The sequence below is a fragment of the Agrobacterium tumefaciens genome, assembly GCA_025559845.1.
Classification (GTDB): domain Bacteria; phylum Pseudomonadota; class Alphaproteobacteria; order Rhizobiales; family Rhizobiaceae; genus Agrobacterium.
Genome location: CP048470.1, coordinates 1860067 through 1876629, shown reverse-complemented (window position 1 = coordinate 1876629; position 16563 = coordinate 1860067). Strand labels below are relative to the sequence as shown.

Here is a 16563-nt window from a genome sequence, read left to right as displayed (position 1 = left end):
GGGCAGTTCCGGCCGGGAGGAAACGATATTGCTGGCTCGCGCAGATAAGCGCGTGCCATCAACCAGATCAGCCTTCGATCGACTTGATCTTCTCGGCGGCCTGATCAAGTGCAGCCTTGGGCTCCATCTGACCGGTCAGCGCTGCCTGAATGGCATCCTGAATGGCCTTGGAAATCTTCGGCCACTCCGGAGACGGACCGCGCGGCTGGGCGTATTTGAGCTGCTCGATAAAGGTCGCGAGGGCCGCATCTTTCAGGGCATTGCCTGTCGGGGGCACGGGGAGATCGGCACGTGCCGGAAGCTGGCCGAAGTCCTTGTACATTGTCGCATCCTTCGATGCGAAGAACTCCAGTGCCTTGAAGGCTTCGTCAGGATGCTTGGTCTTCGAGAAGATCGCCCAGTTGTAATCACCCATCGCAGACGAGCGTTGTGCGCCTTCCTGAGGAACCGGAAGCAGGGCAGTTCCCCACTGGAACTTCGCATCGCTCAGCATACGGTCGATTTCCCATGGACCGGAAATGGCCATGGCGGCGTTGCCGGCATTGAAGGTTGCCGTCGAATCCCACTGACTGCGCGTCAGTGTATCGGGTGACGTCAGCTTCTCATCGAGGATCTGCTTCCAGATCGTCAAAGCGCGGACAGCACCTTCGCTGTTGATTGCCTTGTAAGTCGCGCCACCCATCTGCGCCCATGGCAGAAACTGGAACGTTCCCTCCTCGTTGGCCTTTGCAGAGAATGTGATGCCGTAGACATTCTTCGAGGGATCATTCAGCTTCCGTGCAGCGTCGACAAGCTCGTCCCATGTCTGCGGCGCTTTTTCAGGATCGAGCCCTGCAGCCTTGAACAGGTCCTTGTTGTAGTAAAGTGCAATCGTATTGGTTGCCTTCGGCACGCCGTAATATTTGTCATCCCATGTCGCTGACTTCAAAGGTCCAGGAAAATAGTTCTCCGGCTTGATGACAGACGATCCCTTGATCTTGTCAGTCAAGTCGAGGAACGCGCCGCGCGAAGCGAACATCGCATGGTTGGGATTATCGATGGCGATGATATCCGGCGCCTTGCCGGTCGAATAGGCACGCATTGCCTCACTGACCACATCATCGAACTGGATCTGACGATATTCGATCTTGATGCCGTTGTTCTGGGCGTTGAACTCCTTGATCAGGTTCGGCGCCGGCTGGATGTCTCGGTCGAGCGACCACAACGTCAACGTCACGTCTTCCGCTTTCACCTGGAAACCGACAAGTGAGGCACATGTCATGGCCAGTGCAAAGGCGATTGAATGCTTTCTGATACCCATTGTTTCTCCTCCTTCAGGGTCATCTTCACGTCACCTCGCCGATTGCCAGCCTCCCCCCGGCAATCGGCATATTGCTGCTATGGTCTGCAGATATCAGGTCGGGTCGACAACGAAGTTGCCGCCGCGCGCCTGCTTCAGATGATTGAGCGCATGAACCTGACCGGTCATTTCCAGTGCATCGCGGTAAACCGGGTCATGCCAGCCTTCGATATCGATGGAACCGGACCAGCCGGCGAGGCGCAGTTCGGAAATAATGTCGGTCCAGTTGCTGTCGCCAAAGCCCGGCGTACGCATGAAAACAAACGGATGTTTTCCGAAAACACCGTGCTCGCGAATGACGTCCCAGCGAATTGTCGCGTCTTTGCCGTGAACGTGGAAAATCTTGTGCGCCCATTTGCGGATCTGCGGCAGCGGATCGATCAGGTAAACCATCTGATGGCAGGGTTCCCACTCGAGACCGATGTTGTCGTCGGGCGTCTCGTTGAAAATCAGTTCCCAGGCATCCGGATTATGAGCAATGTTCCAGTCACCGGTCGCCCAATTGCCATCCATGGCGCAATTTTCAAAGGCGATCTTGATCCCCTTATCGGCCGCACGCTTGGCAAGTTCGCTCCAGATTTCACGGTAGCGCGGTAAGCTTTCCGGCAGTGGTCTGTTACGAATGCGGCCGGTGAAACCTGCAACGCAGGTCGCGCCGAAGTGATGGGCATTGTCGATACAATCCTTCCAGCCCTGCAGGGTCTGCAGATCGATGTCAGTCTGTTCAAGCGGATTGCCGAACATGCCTATCGTCGAGATCGTGATATCCCTGTCGCCGATCGCCTCAACGCAACGCTTGCCTAGTTCGGCAATGTCCTGACCGTTTGTGGTCTGCCAGAAAAACGGCTCGAAACTCTCGAAACCCATGTCGGCAATTTGCGATATGCGCTGTGCGGCCTGCCCCTTGGTCGCACTGACCATGGTACCGACGCGGATGGAATTGCTGTTCTTTTCACTCATCACTCTGTCTTCCTATGCTGCAAGATCGACGGACCGGCCCGACCGGGCGCTTTCAATGGCGCCGAACACCATGGCGAGGCTCTTGATGTTGTCCTGCCCGGCTGTCTCAGGCGTTTGGCCAGTGCGGATCGCCGTCAGGAAATCCGAAATAACACTGGCGTGGCCATGGGTTTCTTCCTCACGCAGCGGCGGCGGAACCTCGACCGACGTAAACCCGCGCAACAAGCCACCCTCGGAACCGGCGACGGAAGCCTTGAAGCTGTCTTCTCCGTCCCAGGTCAACATTCCCTTGGTACCGACAATGCGCCACGCGCTCTCCCAACTTGTGCGTTCACCTTCGGCGCACCAGGAGCCGCGATAAGTAAAAACGACATCATCCGAAAGCCGGAACACGGCATTGGCCGATGCGCCGTGCGCATACCATGAGCCACGCGGATTGGTTTCCAGGCAATAGACTGAAAGCGGCGTCTTTCCAGACACATAACGGGCGGCGTCGAAGGTATGGATGGCCATGTCGAGAAGCAGAACATTGTCCATTTGTTCACGGAAGCCACCGAAATGCGGGCCGATGAAGAAGTCGCAGTGAATAGCGGTTACATCCCCGATGGCACCACTTTCAACGAAGCGGCGCATACGGCGCACGCCCGAAATGAAACGGCGGTTCTGGACGACGGAATGAACCTTTCCAGCCTCACGGGCAGCGCGGATCAGATCGGCAGCTTCCTCCATTGAGTTGGACATGGGTTTTTCACTCAGCACATGGCAACCATGGCCAAGTGCTGTCTTGACGACCGCGTGTCGCGCAACGGGTATGACCACATCAAAAACGATGTCGGCCTTCGTCTCCTCCAGCACAGCACGCAGGTCCGTTCCGATCACGGCCTGTCCCAAGTCAAACTCGCTGGCGAGTGCCTTGGCGGTATCCGGATTGAGGTCAACGAGACCGACCACCTTGAGTGTGGCCTTCAGATCCGGAGTGGATTGAACCGCACGAAGCCAGCCTTTTGCCATGGCTCCGCAGCCACACAATACGACGTTGTATGTCAAGATTATCCTCCCATGTGACGCCCGGTCTTCGCCCTCCAGCGATCTCCGTAAACGTTTACGGTAACTATGGACATGTCCGACATTTTGTCAATACTGTTTCCAGAAACGATGATGACGATGGATGAGAGCATGAAGGGCATTCGCCAACTGGCCGAACATTTGGACATATCGATAGGGACGGTTTCACGCGCCTTGAACGGCAAGGCGGATGTCAATCCACAGACGCGTCAGCGTGTGCTGGAAGCGGCGGAAAAGCTGGGATATGTCGCAAATCAATCAGGCCGATCACTTCGCAAAGGCTCGACCGGAGTGATTGGTTTCATGATGCAGACCGGGCCGGAGATCACCGGTCAGGGCGATACGTTCTTCATGAGCGTCTTCGATGGTGTCCAGACGGTCCTTGCCCGCCATAATCTTGATCTTGTCGCGCTGCTCTGCTCGTCGTCAGAAGATCCGGACGCCTATTTGCAACGCACTGTCGCGCGTGGCTTTGCCGACGCGATCATCCTGTCTGCAACGCGTCGCAACGATGCCCGTTTTGAGCTGCTTGATCGTCACAAGATCCCTTTCATTGCCCTTGGACGAAGCCTCACCGATGTCGGGCAACCCTGGATCGATCTCGATTTCGAGGGAATGGCGGAAACTGCGATGGAGCGCCTTATCCGCGCGGGGCATACGGACATAGGAATCGTTTGGCCGCACGGCGACCTGAACCTCGGATACATTTTTGTCGAGCGATGCCGTGCTGTCCTAGCACGTCATGGCTTGCGGCTGAGTGATGACCACATCTTTCGAGCCAAACCCAACGAGGCTGGAGGCTATGCCGTCGCGCAAGAAATTGCCGCCTGCGCTCAGCGGCCATCGGCCATCACGCTGGTCAATGAAACCCTCGTGACGGGGCTATATAAAGGTCTGGAAGAATCGGGAGTGCGACCAGGCAAGGATATCGCCATCGTCGGACGTCACAGTCCGCATACCCAGTTCCTGTCGCCCGCTCTGACGGGATTCGGCCTTTCCCTGCATGATCTCGGAATTAGCCTTGCTGAAAATCTTTTGTCCGTTATGCCGGCCTATCAAGGGATTTACCCGTCCACGCAGCACAAGGTCTGGCCAATGACCTTGATCGAAGGCGCAAGTGGCTGAATTCATGACGAATAAGCCTGTAACGGGCAAATTCCGCGCCTGAACCATTGCCAGACTGCCCTGTTGAGCAGTCTGGAAGATTGAGTAGCTTACTGTTTGTGGACCTTCCCACCGTCCGCGACGAGACGTCCCTCTTTGAACACGCGACGATTTCCGGGGAAACCGACGACCGCTTCGGGCACATGCTCTGCTTTGATCGCCACGAAATCGGCCTTTGCGCCGGCTTCGATACCATAGCCTTCGAGCCTCAAAGCCTTGGCCCCTGCAGTCGTGACGATGTCAAATGCGGCCTCCAAATCCGCATCCGTAAAGAAACCGGAGCGATAACCGATGATTTCTGCCCGACGCAGCATATCGCCGTCGCCGTAAGGCCACCAGGAATCGCGAATATTGTCACTGCCGCTAAAGACGTTGACACCTTCGCTACGCAGCAGCGCCACCGGCGGGAAGCTGTGGTGGCCAGGTGCATTTGTCATGATGGAAATACCACTTCTGGCAATCTTCGCGGCAATCTTTCGCGCTGCATCGGGAGGCAGATCCCCCAGACCGTAGGCATGGCTGATTGCCACATGCCCCTGCATACCGAGTGCTTCAGTGCGAGCACAAATCTCCTCGATCGTAAAAGCGCCCATGCTTCCACCTTCATGGAGGTGAATGTCGGCATCAACGCCACGCTTTTCAGCGATGGCGAAGACAACATCAAGGTGAGCTGTGACATCTCTGTCGAAACTGGCAGGGTCAAGACCGCCAATCAGATCCGCACCCATGCCGATTGCTTCGTCGAGAAGCTCCGGCGTTCCAGGGCTTTTCAGAATGCCGCTCTGGGGAAAGGCCACCAACTGGATATCGATCAGATCCCTGTATTGCTCTTTGACAGCAAGGATTGTCTCAAGCGATTTCAGACCGACTGAACCGTCGACCATCACATGGCTGCGCATCTGAAGCGTACCGTGGGAAATGCACAATTCGAGCTGATTGATGGCCCGTGTTGCCATCGGTTCAGCCTTTGCCATGTTTTCGGCCTGAAAGGCGACCCGCTCATGTACGTCGAACCCGTTGGTGCAGGGGCGATGTGGTACCCATTTCCCACCATAAAAGCTCGTGTCGAGGTGAATGTGCCCTTCAACAAAACCTGGAACCAGGAGATCACCAGCGATGTCGACGACAGCTTGGCCGTTCGATTGTGGCTGCGCCGGTTGAACTGCAACGATCCGGCCATTGTCGACATGGATATCGTGCAGTTCTCTGTTCGCAAGTCTTGCGTTGGTGAAAATCGTTGTTGTCATGATCGAGTGTTTCCTCTGATTTTTATCATTCGAGCAGCGGTCAGATTGCCGAGGCGAAGTGACAGGCCACGTTTCCGCCGCCGTCCCTTGCTCGAACCTCCGGCGCCGTTTGGCTGCACAGGTCAGTGGCCATTGGACAGCGTGGATGAAATGCACAACCCTTGGGCGGATTGAGTGGGCTTGGCGGCTCCCCACCCATCAGTTCGCGGTCGCGGTTGGGTGCGGTGACATCGGGAATGGTCTGCAGTAGCAGCTTCGTGTAGGGATGCTGCGGATTGGCGAAAAGTGCTTCCGTTTCTGCTTCCTCGACAATCCTTCCAAGATACATCACCGCGATACGGTCTGCCATGTGCCGCACGACCGCCAGATTGTGGCTGATAAACAGGTAGGTCAGACCGAATTCATCCTGCAGGCGCCGCATCAGATTGAGGATCTGCGCCTGAACGGAAACGTCGAGTGCAGAGGTTGGTTCATCGCAGACGAGGAACTCCGGTTCACTGGCAAGCGCCCTGGCAATCGAAATGCGCTGTCTCTGACCACCCGAGAACTCGTGCGGGTAACGGTTTGCATCGTCCGGAGACAGACCGACCGTGCGCAGAAGTTCGGCAACCCGCGCCGAGATAGCATCGACGCCTTCCCTTAGGCCGAATTCACGGATTGGCTCGGCGATAATGTCTCCCACACGCCAGCGCGGATTAAGACTCGCATGTGGGTCTTGAAAAATCATCTGGGCTTCCATCGGCCTGCCTCGGCTGCGGCCCTTCTCCGCTGGCGCAAAGAGGATCGCGCCTTCACTTGGCGGATAAAGGCCGGTCACAAGCCGGGCAACGGTCGATTTTCCGCAGCCGGACTCGCCGACAAGCGCCAGACATTTCCCCTTTTCTACGACGAACGTGACGTCCTGTACGGCCCTGAGGTAACGTTTAGGCTTCCGGTCGAGGACGCGATTGAGCCAGGGTGCGGAAACGTCGAAAACACGCGTGAGCTGATCGACTTCCAATGCATTGCTTGCGCTTCTCATTGCACACCTCCATCGTGAACCAGACAGGCAACACCGCCCTGCCCTTCCGTGACCATTGCCGGTCGCACCTGTCGACAACGCGATCCCGCCTCATGGCAGCGTGGATTGAAAGCGCAGCCGGTTGGAATGGCATTCAATCGAGGCATCGCCCCGTCGATCTGGGCAAGGCGTTCGACGCGCGCTCCAAGTGCCGGGATCGATCCCATCAGGCCACGGGTATAAGGATGCTTGGGACGGCTCAGAACTTCATCCACCGGACCGATCTCAATCACCCGCCCGGCATACATGACCGCAACGCGATCTGCCGTTTCGGCGATGACACCCATGTCGTGCGTTACGAGCATCACACCGGTGCCATGGTCACGGCAAAGCCGGCGCAAGAGCGAGGTAATCTGCGCCTGAATGGAGACATCAAGCGCAGTGGTCGGCTCATCGGCTATGATCAGCTTTGGGTTGCTAGCAAGCGCCAGTGCAATCACCACACGCTGACGCATGCCGCCGGAAAACTGATGCGGAAAATGGTCGATGCGCTCTTCCGCACCGGGGATGCCCACCTGTTTGAGCAGATCGACAGCGTGGCTACGGGCTTCACTTCGGTTACGATCCGAATGCAGGCGGATCGTCTCGACCAGCTGTTGCCCCACAGAAAACAACGGGTTGAGGGAGGTAAGCGGGTCCTGAAACACGGCACCAACCATGCGGCCGCGAACTTCCTCCATCTCCAGATCGCTGAGATTGTCGGTGCGTCGCCCGGCAATCCGGATCTCTCCTGCACAGATCCGTCCAGGCGGCTCCAGAAGGCCAAGTACAGCCATTCCCGTCATGGATTTCCCGGCTCCGGATTCGCCGACAACACCCAGAATTTCTCCGCGACGGATGGTGAGTGAGACATCTGTCAAGGCTTGGAGATTGCCTCTTCGGGTTGGGAATTCGACCGAAAGCCCCCTGACATCAAGCGCAAGAATATCGGAGGCGGCGGAATGCTCGGTTATAGTCATCTGGTGACCTCACTCTTCGAACCATGCAGCGGATAACTCGGGGGGAAGATGTCCGAGACGGGCGGATGCTCAAAGGTTCTTTCTGGGTAACGTTCAACAAGCGCGTCAAATTGCACCTGAGCCTGGCCACGCGCGGCCGCGAGATCGATGCCCGCAACCTGTCCGTCTCGCATCGACAGACGACCATCGACGATCGTCGCACGGGTCACGCGACCTGTTGCGCCATAAACCAGCGTCTGAACCGGATCTATGCGCGGCGCGACCATCCCGTCTGCCATATCAAAAACAGCGATGTCGGCCTTGGTTCCGGGTGCAAGGCGTCCAAGGTCGTTGCGTCCCAGGGCTTTTGCACCCGCAATTGTCGCGGCATCGTAGAATTCCGCAGCAGACGCGGCGTTTCCACGGCTCTCAGTGATGCGATTTGCCATCAGCCCGATTGCCATGTTCAACACCATGTCGGGCGGCGCTGTATCGGTCCCCATGCCGATATTGATACCCAAAGCCTTCACCCGGGAAAAGGACTTCAGCGATGAGCCATGTCGGGCCGACACCAGCGGACAATGCGCTATCGTCACGCCGTTGGAAGCATAGCGGGCGAGATCATCATCAGTCGCGACCGTCGCGTGTGGCGCGATCAATCTTGGGGAAAGAAGGCCAAGCCCATCAAGCCATTCCGGAGCCGTCTTGCCGTGCAGGCGGCGCACGGTCTGCAGTTCCATTTCGCCCTGCGCCATATGCAGGCGAACCGGCAGATCCATGTCATTGGCATGCAGGAAGGTCTGTCGCAGCAGCGCCTCCGTGCAGGTCTCAACGCGGTCCGGCGCAAACATCCCGGAAATCAACCCGCCGGCCGCACCATGGATTCTCCCGGCGAATGATGCGGCCTCAGCGAGCTCGGCAAGCCCCCGCTCCTCGTCGAAAACGGGCTGCATCGCACCTGTTTTATCAAGGATCACCCCACCACTTCGATAAGCAGGACCGAGCCAGACGCGCAGCCCCAGCTCTTCCGCCGCAATCGCGGCGGCCTCAAACTCCGCAACGGTTTCGCCCCAGGCACGATAAAAGAGGGAGGCAATTGGCAAAGCCGAGGTAATGCCGTTCAAAAGGAGTTGCGCAAAGGCGTAACGCTTCTGAAACGCGAGTTCCTCCGCCGAGTACATTTCGTAAGCCTGAGCGGCATAATCGGCTGGCCAAACCCGGCCCTTCTTCCAGCTCGGCTGGTTGTCCATGCCCAGCACGGTCGTATCGAGATCGGACAACGCATCGAGATCGACGAAACCGGGGCCGACCAGCATATCGCCCATGTCATAACGGGCGGAGAGTTCACCATCGAACTGACTGCCGACCCAGATGATCCGATCGTCCTCGATAACGACCTCGCCGTTTTCGATCAGGCGGCGGCCCTGCGGCAAATCCGCAATGACAAAACGCGCCTTGAGAGCCCAACGACCGGGAGGTCGTGCGCCAAGTGGAAGCCTAGACCAGCTTTGAAGATTGCTCATGGGCACACTTTCAGGCTTTTGCCGTCCCGTGCGACCACGTTGCCAGCAGCCACGACGAGCTTACGGGGCTGATGGGTTACAATCGCCTCACCGACCGTTTCCCCTTCAACAATTACGACATCGCCCCGGCCACCGATCGTAAGTGAATGATCTGCGCGATCCATCGCCATCGCACCGCCAGTGGTGCAGACGTCAAGTGCCATCGCCAATTCGTCATCGCGGCGCAGATTGTTCTTCATTCCGAGCAACATGGAGCGTTCAAGCATGTCGCCGTTCCCATAGGGCCCCCAGGTATCGCGGAACCCGTCAACGCCGGCGCCGAAACGAACCCCCGCCGCACGCAGACGCTTCAGTGACGGTACTTCACGCGAGGGCGGAGCCGTCGTGAGGATTGGAACATCCAACTCCGCGCAGGTATCGATCAATCCCTGCGTCATGTTCCAGTCAGAGTGACCAAGGCAGAAGGCATGGCTGACGGCCACCTTGCCCTGCATGCCAAGTGCCCTGATACGCTCGAAGGTCATTTCCATCGAAAACGCACCAAGTTCGCCGCCTTCGTGCAGATGAATATCGATGCCCTTGCCGTATTTTTCCGCAAGCCCGAAGATCACATCGAGATGGGCCTTCGGATCACGATCCATTCCACACGGGTCAAGTCCGCCGACGAGATCGGCGCCCATGGCCATTGCCTTGTCGAGAAGCTCTACCGTGCCGGGCCGACGCATCAGTCCTGACTGCGGGAAGGCAACGATTTCGATTTCAACCACGCCGGCCAGTTGGCGGCGTGTTTCCATCACACCTTCCAGCGCAACCAGCCCCTGATCGGTGTCGATATCGACATGGGTGCGAATGAGCGTGGTGCCATAGCCGACCGATTGCAGCGATTGCCGCATGGACTGGACATGCGCATCAAGGCCATATTCCTTTTTCACTGCGCGTTCATTGTCGATTTTGTCGATCAGACGCGGGCCGACCTCGTTTTTGTACCAGGGATATCCCAGCAGCGACTTGTCGAGATGGGTGTGAGCATCCACGAGACCGGGAATGGCGACGCGGCCACCGGCATCCTCGACTGTAACGTTATCTGCGACCAAACCGGATTCGATCGCAACGACGCGACCGTTCCTGATGAGGATGTCGGCGGCAGCGCCGCCCATCGGTCTGGTGTTTTGGATGAGAAGATCACTCATGGATATGCCTCAGCGCAGTTTGGGATTAAGGGCGTCACGAAGCCAGTCGCCCAGGACATTGATGGAAACGACCAGCAGGCAGAGCTGCAGACCAGGGAAAAGCACGATCCACCACTGGCCTGAAAAGAGATACTGGTTGCCAATGCGGATCAACGTGCCAAGCGAAGGTTGCTCGGGCGGCATGCCGACACCGAGGAAGGAAAGCGTCGCCTCGATCAGGATACCGAGGCCGAAATTCAAAGTCGCGGTCACCAGAAGCGGCGTGGTGGTGTTTGGCAGGATGTGCTTGAGGAGAATACGCCAGGTGGACACACGTATCAGCCGTGCGGCCTGCACATATTCCTTGTTGCGCTCAACCATGGTGAGAGCACGCACAGTACGGGCATACTGCACCCACGCCGACAGTGATATGGCAAGAACGATAACCGCCGAAGCGCCGATCTCACGCAAGGACGCAGGCAACGCCTGCCTTGCCAAAGCAGAGACGAGAATGGCGATCAGCATTGTTGGCATCGATAACAGCACGTCGCCGGCGCGCATGAGAAGGCCATCGACCCATTTGCCGTAATACCCGGCCACCAGACCGAAGGCCGCTCCGACGATGAGAGAAACCGCCACCGATGCCGCACCAATGACGATCGACGCACGAGATCCGTAAAGGATGGCAGACAGAAGGTCGCGACCTTGCGTGTCCGTACCGAGTAGGAAAGGCCATTGCCCATCTGCGCTCCAGATCGGCGGGATTTCCGCATTGAGCAGATCGAGCGAGGCAAGATCATAGGGGTTCTGCACAGTGATCCACGGTGCAAAGAAGGCAGAACAGATCAGAAGAATGAGGAGAATGGCAGCCACAACGGCCGATGGATGATGCCAAAAGCTCCACCACAGATCGGAATTGCGCAGACGCGAGAAGAGCGGTTTGCTTTGGCTGGTTGCCACTTTTGGGGCTGTGTCGGTCAAGCTCATGGGAACTCCGGTCACACGGCGCGCAGACGCGGATCGATCACCGCATAGGCGATATCAACGACCGTGTTCAGCGTCACGAAAATGAAAGATACGATGCAGAGATACGCGGCCATGACGGGGATATCGACGAATGTCACGGCCTGCATGAACAACATTCCCATTCCCGGCCACTGGAAGACGGTTTCCGTCACCAGCGCAAAGGCAATCAGGTTGCCGATCTGCATAGCGGTCAGCGTCACAACCGGCATCAGACAGTTTTTCAGTGCATGACGGAACCACAACGCCCGCCGTCTGACGCCCCGGGCACGGGCAAATTTTATAAAGTCGGCACGCAGTGTCTCAAGCATTTCTGCACGGACAAGTCGCATGACGAGCGTGATCTGGAAGAGCGACAGTGACAGCGCGGGCAACACAAGGGCGGAACGGCCGGACGCCGTCAAAAGCCCGGTAGACCACCAGCCAAGCCTCACCACATCTCCTCGCCCATAACCCGGCAACCAACCGAGGCTGACGGAGAAAACCAGGATGAGAATGATGCCAACAAAGAAACTTGGCAGCGACACACCGACAATAGACGAGAACTGCAGGCTTTCAGCCCACCAGCGTCCGCGCCCAATGGCCGTGAAGACGCCAAGCGGTATACCGATAACCAGCGACAGAATGGTTGCGATGATGACCAGTTCGAAGGTCGCCGGAAACCTTTCCGCAATCAGCGTGATAACGTTCTGCTGGTTGCGCCAGGAAAGTCCGAACTCCCCTTGCGCTGCATTGCCGACAAATCGGGCATATTGAACGAGAAAACTCTCGTTCAACCCGAGCCGCGCGCGCAACTCGTCGCGTTCGACCTGGGTGGCACTTTCGTTGACCATCAACTCGACGGGGTCACCAAGGAAACGGAAGATGAGGAAGGCAAAGAATGCAACGGTCAGCATCACGAGAATTGCGTTGCCGATACGTTTGACGAGAAAGGCGATCATGCGCGCAGCGTCCCCGAATGAAAAATGAGGAGGAATGCCCCATCGCCTGACTTGTTCAGGCGATGGGGACGACGCAGCGACTTACATCTGCACAAGCCACAAACGTGGCAGATTGTCGGAGAACAAGGGGAAATCCTTGACCTTCGCGCTTGTCGCCCATGCAAGCGGCTGCTGATGCAACGGGATCATGAGAGCATGATCCTTGGCGATCTTCAGTGACTCCGCCTCCATTGCCAGGCGCTTGGTCTGATCCATTTCAACGGCAGAGGCTTCCGTCACCTTGTCGAACTCCTTGTCGGACCATCCGCCCCAGTTGAAGATGCCGAAAGAGCCTTCTTTCGTATGCAGAACCTGCGATGTGAGGCTGTAGGTGTCGAGCATCGGCAATGTTGCCCAACCCAACGTGTAAACATCGACCTTGCCGGCAGAGCGCTTCGGTGTCTGGACCGCACGCGTTCCCTGATCCAGCTTCGGTTTCAGGCCAACGCGCGACCACATGGAAGCGACAGCCTGGCAGATCTGTTCTTCATTGACGAGGCTGTCAGCACAGTTGAATTCGAATTCGAAACCTTCCGCGCCGGCTTCCTTCAACAGCGCCTTCGCCTTTTCGGGGTCAGCCTTGACAGGCGTATCGAGTGCTGCGTCATAGCCGGGAATTTGCGGCGCGACCAATGCGCCGGCATTTCGGGACTTCCCACGCATCACCCGTTTCTGGATAAGATCGAGGTCGATAGCGAGCTGCATGGCCTGACGGACACGGAGATCCTTCATCGGGTTTGCCGCACCCGACAGCAGTTGGTCGCGCTGACTGAAACCAATCATCACGGTACGCAGATCAGTGCCTTCCAGGATCTTGACTTCGGGAGACGCTGCGAGCCTCGGCAAATCCTGAACTGGCGCCTGATCGGTAAAGTCGATGTCGCCAGCAAGAAGAGCAGCAACCCGCGTCGCAGGTGAGGCAATCGGCGTCAGCTCAATGCGGTCGATATTGTGCTGAGGCTTGTCCCACCAGCCATCAAACTTGACGAAAACCGTCTTGGCATCTGGCTGGCGGCTCTCGACCTTGAACGGCCCTGTACCGTTTTCATTGTAGGTGGCGTAACCTTCCGTTCCCGAACCGACATCCGTTGGCGCTTCGGCGTTGTTATCCTTCAACCAACCTGCATCGAAGATGTAGATCGTCGTCAGGTCATTCGGCAGAAGCGGATAGTTGGCAGAGACGTCAATCTCGATCGTATGATCATCGATGACGCGCGAACCTTTGTAGGCCGGAATATTGCCGCGCAGTGGCGACTTGGGGTTGGACGCCCGCAGAAGCGACGCCTGTACGTCTTCGGCGGTAAAGTCAGCACCATTGTGGAATTTGACGCCTTCGCGGAGCTTGAAACGCCATGTCGTCGGGGAAACGATTTCCCAGGACGTTGCAAGCGCTGGCTCGAGTTTGAGATCGCGATTGTAGCGCACCAGCCCCTCATAGGCATGATTCAGAACGCCCAGGGCGAAACTGTCACCGTAAGAATACGGATCAAGCGAGCTGATATCGCGTGACGCCCCCCATTTGAGCGTCCCAGCCATCACCGGCGCCGTGAAAGCAAGCAGGGCCGCACCTGTCGCCAGAATTTTCGATAATTGCATTATTTGTTCCCCTACGATTGCATGCAATATTTGTGACAAGGCAAAAATATTGGACGGTCATCCAACGAAATGAACCCATCGGGTGGCTTTTTGCGCCATTCTATGCGGATTGTTCAAAAGGCTAGATCAACAAGAATACAAAATCAATACGAAATTGCATGCAATTTATTTTATTGGATGTCGTACAATTTTTGTGCAATAGACTTGCAAAAGTGCATTCAAAAGAGAGTGACAGCGATGTCCACGAACATGAGCAGAAGCGATGCGATCTACGCGTCACTTCGACGTGCCATTCTTGAGCAGGCGTTGAAACCGGGTACAAAGCTTCCGGAAGACTCGATCGGCGATACATTCGGTGTCAGCCGAACGAGTGCACGCAACGCGCTTTTGCGACTTGCATCTGATGGTCTTGTTGAGATCAAGCAAAACCGGGGTGCTGCCGTCGCCATGCCAACGCTGGAAGAGGCAGAAGAAGTCTTCGCATTACGCCGTTGCCTCGAACGCGAGGTCATCGAACGGCTGTGCAAACGCATGCCGAGAGACGGCATTGATGCGCTGATCAGCCATGTCCGTGAGGAAGAACGTGCCTTGCAGGCGTCCTCACCACGCTCCATTCGGCTTGCAGGCGAATTTCATATTCTGCTTGGCGAGCTGACCGGCTCTAAACTGTTGATCGACTTCATCAGCCAGGTCGTTTCGCGTTCATCGTTGATCCTCGCCCGTTTTGGGCGCCCACATTCGGCGGAATGCGGCATTGATGAACATATACAACTGATTGAGGCCTTGAAAAATCAGGATGCCGAAACGGCAATTCGTATCATGGATCATCACCTGCACGCCGTTGAAGACCGCGCGAAGTCTGACGACAAAGACGACGGCCCTGATATCGCAGAAATCCTCAGCCACTACATGACGGCTACCGAATAGCATGCACCAAACGAAGGAAAAGGGCGCTCGCTCCAGGCGTGGCATTGTTACCAGCCCGCACCACCTTGCAAGTGAAGCTGGCGCAAAGGTTTTGCGCCGTGGCGGCACAGCAATTGAGGCCGTGATTGCGGCAGGCGCGGCGCTGACGGTTCTCTATCCGCATTTCTGCGGACTTGGCGGCGACGCCATCTGGATCGTGGCTGACCCGGAAGGCCGGCGCAAGGCGATCATGGGCATCGGTCAGGCCGCAGCCCAATTGCCCGAATTCGACGTCATTCCAACACGCGGTCCGCTTTCGGCGCTAACGACGGCAGCCGTCGTCGATAGCTGGGGGCTTGCGCTCGGCTATTCTCGCGAGAATTGGCAAGGCACCGAAACCCTCACCTCTCTTCTTGATGACGCGATCGAACTGGCAGCGTCGGGTTTCCCGGTCAGCCGCTCTCAACAGCATTGGCATACCTATCGCAGCGGCGAGATCGAGAACTGGACTAGTGTCGCGACTTCGTTCGTCACTGAGGGGCTGCAGCGCCAGCCGGAGCTTGCGACAGTTCTCGAACAGATTGCCATTCACGGACACCGCGAGTTCTACGACGGAGCGCTCGGGGATCGCATTGCCAAGGAACTGGAGGCGGCAGGAAGCCCAATTCGACGAAGTGATTTGCAAAAAACGGCCGCGACGATCGAAGATCCGGTTTCCATCACATATCGGGGACTTGAACTGCTGGCACCGCCACCGCCTTCGCAGGGCACAGCGACCCTGGCGATCATGGGAATCCTGTCCAATTTCCGCATGGGCGATCTAGATCCAACGTCTGCAGACTTTTTTCACCTATGCGTCGAGGCGGTGAAGCAGGCTTTTCTTGATCGGGGCATGATCGCCGATCCAAACTTTGTCGCCCAACAATGCGCCGATTGGCTGAGCCCTCCCAAGCTGGCCAACAAAGCTGCGGCGATTGATCCCTTGTCGGCAATGCCCTGGCCACATGGTTTCAAGACTGGCGACACCGTCTATCTCGCAGCGGTCGATTCCGAGGGCCGCTCGGCAAGCGTGCTGCAAAGCACCTATTTCGACTGGGGAAGTGGCGTTCTCCTGCCAGATAGCGGTATTCTCTGGCAAAACCGCGGGGCCGCGTTCAGCACGGACCCGGCAAGCCCCAATGTCCTGGCACCCGGCAAGCGACCGTTCTACACGCTCAATCCGGGGCTTGGCCTGAAGAATGGGCTTCCTCATCTTCTGTACGGGACACAGGGGGCCGACGGCCAGCCACAAACCCTGGCCGTACTTCTCAGCAGGCTGATCGACCACGGCCTCGATCCACTTGCGGCGCTTTCTGCTCCACGTTTTCTGTTGGGCAGAACATTCTCAGACACCCGCGACAATCTCAAAATCGAAGAGGCGGCGGGGCAGGATGTGCTGACAACGCTTTCTGAACGTGGCCATGAAGTCATTGCCATTCCAGCCCTGAGTCCACTTTCTGGCCAAGCCGGTGTTATCAGGCTGAACGATGATGGTTGGATGGACGGCGCACATGATCCTCGCAGCGATGGCTGCGCTATCGGCGTATAAGGTCT

General features: G+C 57.2%; 14 protein-coding genes. 3 read left to right on the top strand and 11 right to left on the bottom strand.

The genetic code is table 11. The features are described 5' to 3' along the window. Positions 1-67: 67 nt before the first annotated feature. The 3 genes from FY156_24965 to FY156_24955 form a co-directional block, all read right to left on the bottom strand. Positions 68-1300 (bottom strand): sugar ABC transporter substrate-binding protein, encoded by a 1233-nt coding sequence (locus tag FY156_24965; GenBank protein ID UXS04703.1) that lies wholly within the window; start codon positions 1298-1300, stop codon positions 68-70. A 93-nt stretch (positions 1301-1393) separates the two neighbouring features. Continuing rightward, complete coding sequence (locus FY156_24960; GenBank protein ID UXS04702.1) at positions 1394-2299, bottom strand: sugar phosphate isomerase/epimerase; 906 nt, start codon at positions 2297-2299, stop codon at positions 1394-1396. 12 nt (positions 2300-2311) lie between these two features. Further along, the gene (locus FY156_24955) at positions 2312-3346 is read right to left on the bottom strand and encodes a Gfo/Idh/MocA family oxidoreductase (protein ID UXS04701.1); all 1035 of its coding nucleotides are present in this window, start codon (positions 3344-3346) and stop codon (positions 2312-2314) included. Positions 3347-3475: 129 nt separating this feature from the next. Between FY156_24955 and FY156_24950 the strand changes: the two genes are divergently transcribed. Further along, positions 3476-4489 (top strand): LacI family transcriptional regulator, encoded by a 1014-nt coding sequence (locus tag FY156_24950; GenBank protein UXS05242.1) that lies wholly within the window; start codon positions 3476-3478, stop codon positions 4487-4489. Between the two features lie 89 nt (positions 4490-4578). Here the strand turns inward: FY156_24950 and FY156_24945 are convergent, their stop codons facing one another. The 8 genes from FY156_24945 to FY156_24910 all read right to left on the bottom strand — a co-directional run bounded on the left by FY156_24945 (position 4579) and on the right by FY156_24910 (position 14067). Continuing rightward, on the bottom strand, positions 4579-5775 hold the full coding sequence (locus FY156_24945) for an amidohydrolase family protein (GenBank protein ID UXS04700.1): 1197 nt from the start codon (positions 5773-5775) through the stop codon (positions 4579-4581). A gap of 40 nt (positions 5776-5815) precedes the next feature. Beyond that, positions 5816-6796: an ABC transporter ATP-binding protein gene (locus FY156_24940; protein UXS04699.1), complete on the bottom strand. Its 981-nt coding sequence runs from the start codon at positions 6794-6796 to the stop codon at positions 5816-5818. Beyond that, complete coding sequence (locus tag FY156_24935; GenBank protein UXS04698.1) at positions 6793-7794, bottom strand: ABC transporter ATP-binding protein; 1002 nt, start codon at positions 7792-7794, stop codon at positions 6793-6795. Before FY156_24935 ends, FY156_24940 begins: the two co-directional genes overlap by 4 nt. Then, a complete protein-coding gene (locus tag FY156_24930) occupies positions 7791-9296 on the bottom strand; it encodes an amidohydrolase family protein (GenBank protein UXS04697.1) in 1506 nt (501 codons plus the stop codon). The genes FY156_24935 and FY156_24930 overlap by 4 nt, the downstream gene beginning before the upstream one ends. Beyond that, on the bottom strand, positions 9293-10486 hold the full coding sequence (locus tag FY156_24925; protein UXS04696.1) for an amidohydrolase family protein: 1194 nt from the start codon (positions 10484-10486) through the stop codon (positions 9293-9295). Before FY156_24925 ends, FY156_24930 begins: the two co-directional genes overlap by 4 nt. 9 nt (positions 10487-10495) lie before the next feature. Continuing rightward, a complete protein-coding gene (locus FY156_24920; GenBank protein UXS04695.1) occupies positions 10496-11452 on the bottom strand; it encodes an ABC transporter permease in 957 nt (318 codons plus the stop codon). An 11-nt stretch (positions 11453-11463) separates the two neighbouring features. Further along, on the bottom strand, positions 11464-12429 hold the full coding sequence (locus tag FY156_24915; protein UXS04694.1) for an ABC transporter permease: 966 nt from the start codon (positions 12427-12429) through the stop codon (positions 11464-11466). Between the two features lie 81 nt (positions 12430-12510). Continuing rightward, positions 12511-14067 carry an ABC transporter substrate-binding protein gene (locus tag FY156_24910; protein UXS05241.1) on the bottom strand — a complete coding sequence of 519 codons (1557 nt, stop codon included), beginning with the start codon at positions 14065-14067 and terminating at the stop codon, positions 12511-12513. Between the two features lie 234 nt (positions 14068-14301). Between FY156_24910 and FY156_24905 the strand changes: the two genes are divergently transcribed. After that, positions 14302-14991, top strand: coding sequence for a GntR family transcriptional regulator (locus tag FY156_24905; protein UXS04693.1), 690 nt, complete (start codon positions 14302-14304; stop codon positions 14989-14991). 43 nt (positions 14992-15034) lie between these two features. Next, positions 15035-16558 (top strand): gamma-glutamyltransferase, encoded by a 1524-nt coding sequence (locus tag FY156_24900; GenBank protein UXS05240.1) that lies wholly within the window; start codon positions 15035-15037, stop codon positions 16556-16558. Positions 16559-16563: the final 5 nt, after the last annotated feature.

Coding starts and splice junctions, on each gene's coding strand:
- FY156_24925 (UXS04696.1), bottom strand. CDS start 10,486: ATGAGTGATCTTCTCATCCAAAACACCAGACCGATGGGCGGCGCTGCC.
- FY156_24930 (UXS04697.1), bottom strand. CDS start 9,296: ATGAGCAATCTTCAAAGCTGGTCTAGGCTTCCACTTGGCGCACGACCT.
- FY156_24940 (UXS04699.1), bottom strand. CDS start 6,796: ATGAGAAGCGCAAGCAATGCATTGGAAGTCGATCAGCTCACGCGTGTT.
- FY156_24920 (UXS04695.1), bottom strand. CDS start 11,452: ATGAGCTTGACCGACACAGCCCCAAAAGTGGCAACCAGCCAAAGCAAA.
- FY156_24950 (UXS05242.1), top strand. CDS start 3,476: ATGAAGGGCATTCGCCAACTGGCCGAACATTTGGACATATCGATAGGG.
- FY156_24960 (UXS04702.1), bottom strand. CDS start 2,299: ATGAGTGAAAAGAACAGCAATTCCATCCGCGTCGGTACCATGGTCAGT.
- FY156_24905 (UXS04693.1), top strand. CDS start 14,302: ATGTCCACGAACATGAGCAGAAGCGATGCGATCTACGCGTCACTTCGA.
- FY156_24965 (UXS04703.1), bottom strand. CDS start 1,300: ATGGGTATCAGAAAGCATTCAATCGCCTTTGCACTGGCCATGACATGT.
- FY156_24935 (UXS04698.1), bottom strand. CDS start 7,794: ATGACTATAACCGAGCATTCCGCCGCCTCCGATATTCTTGCGCTTGAT.
- FY156_24945 (UXS04700.1), bottom strand. CDS start 5,775: ATGACAACAACGATTTTCACCAACGCAAGACTTGCGAACAGAGAACTG.
- FY156_24915 (UXS04694.1), bottom strand. CDS start 12,429: ATGATCGCCTTTCTCGTCAAACGTATCGGCAACGCAATTCTCGTGATG.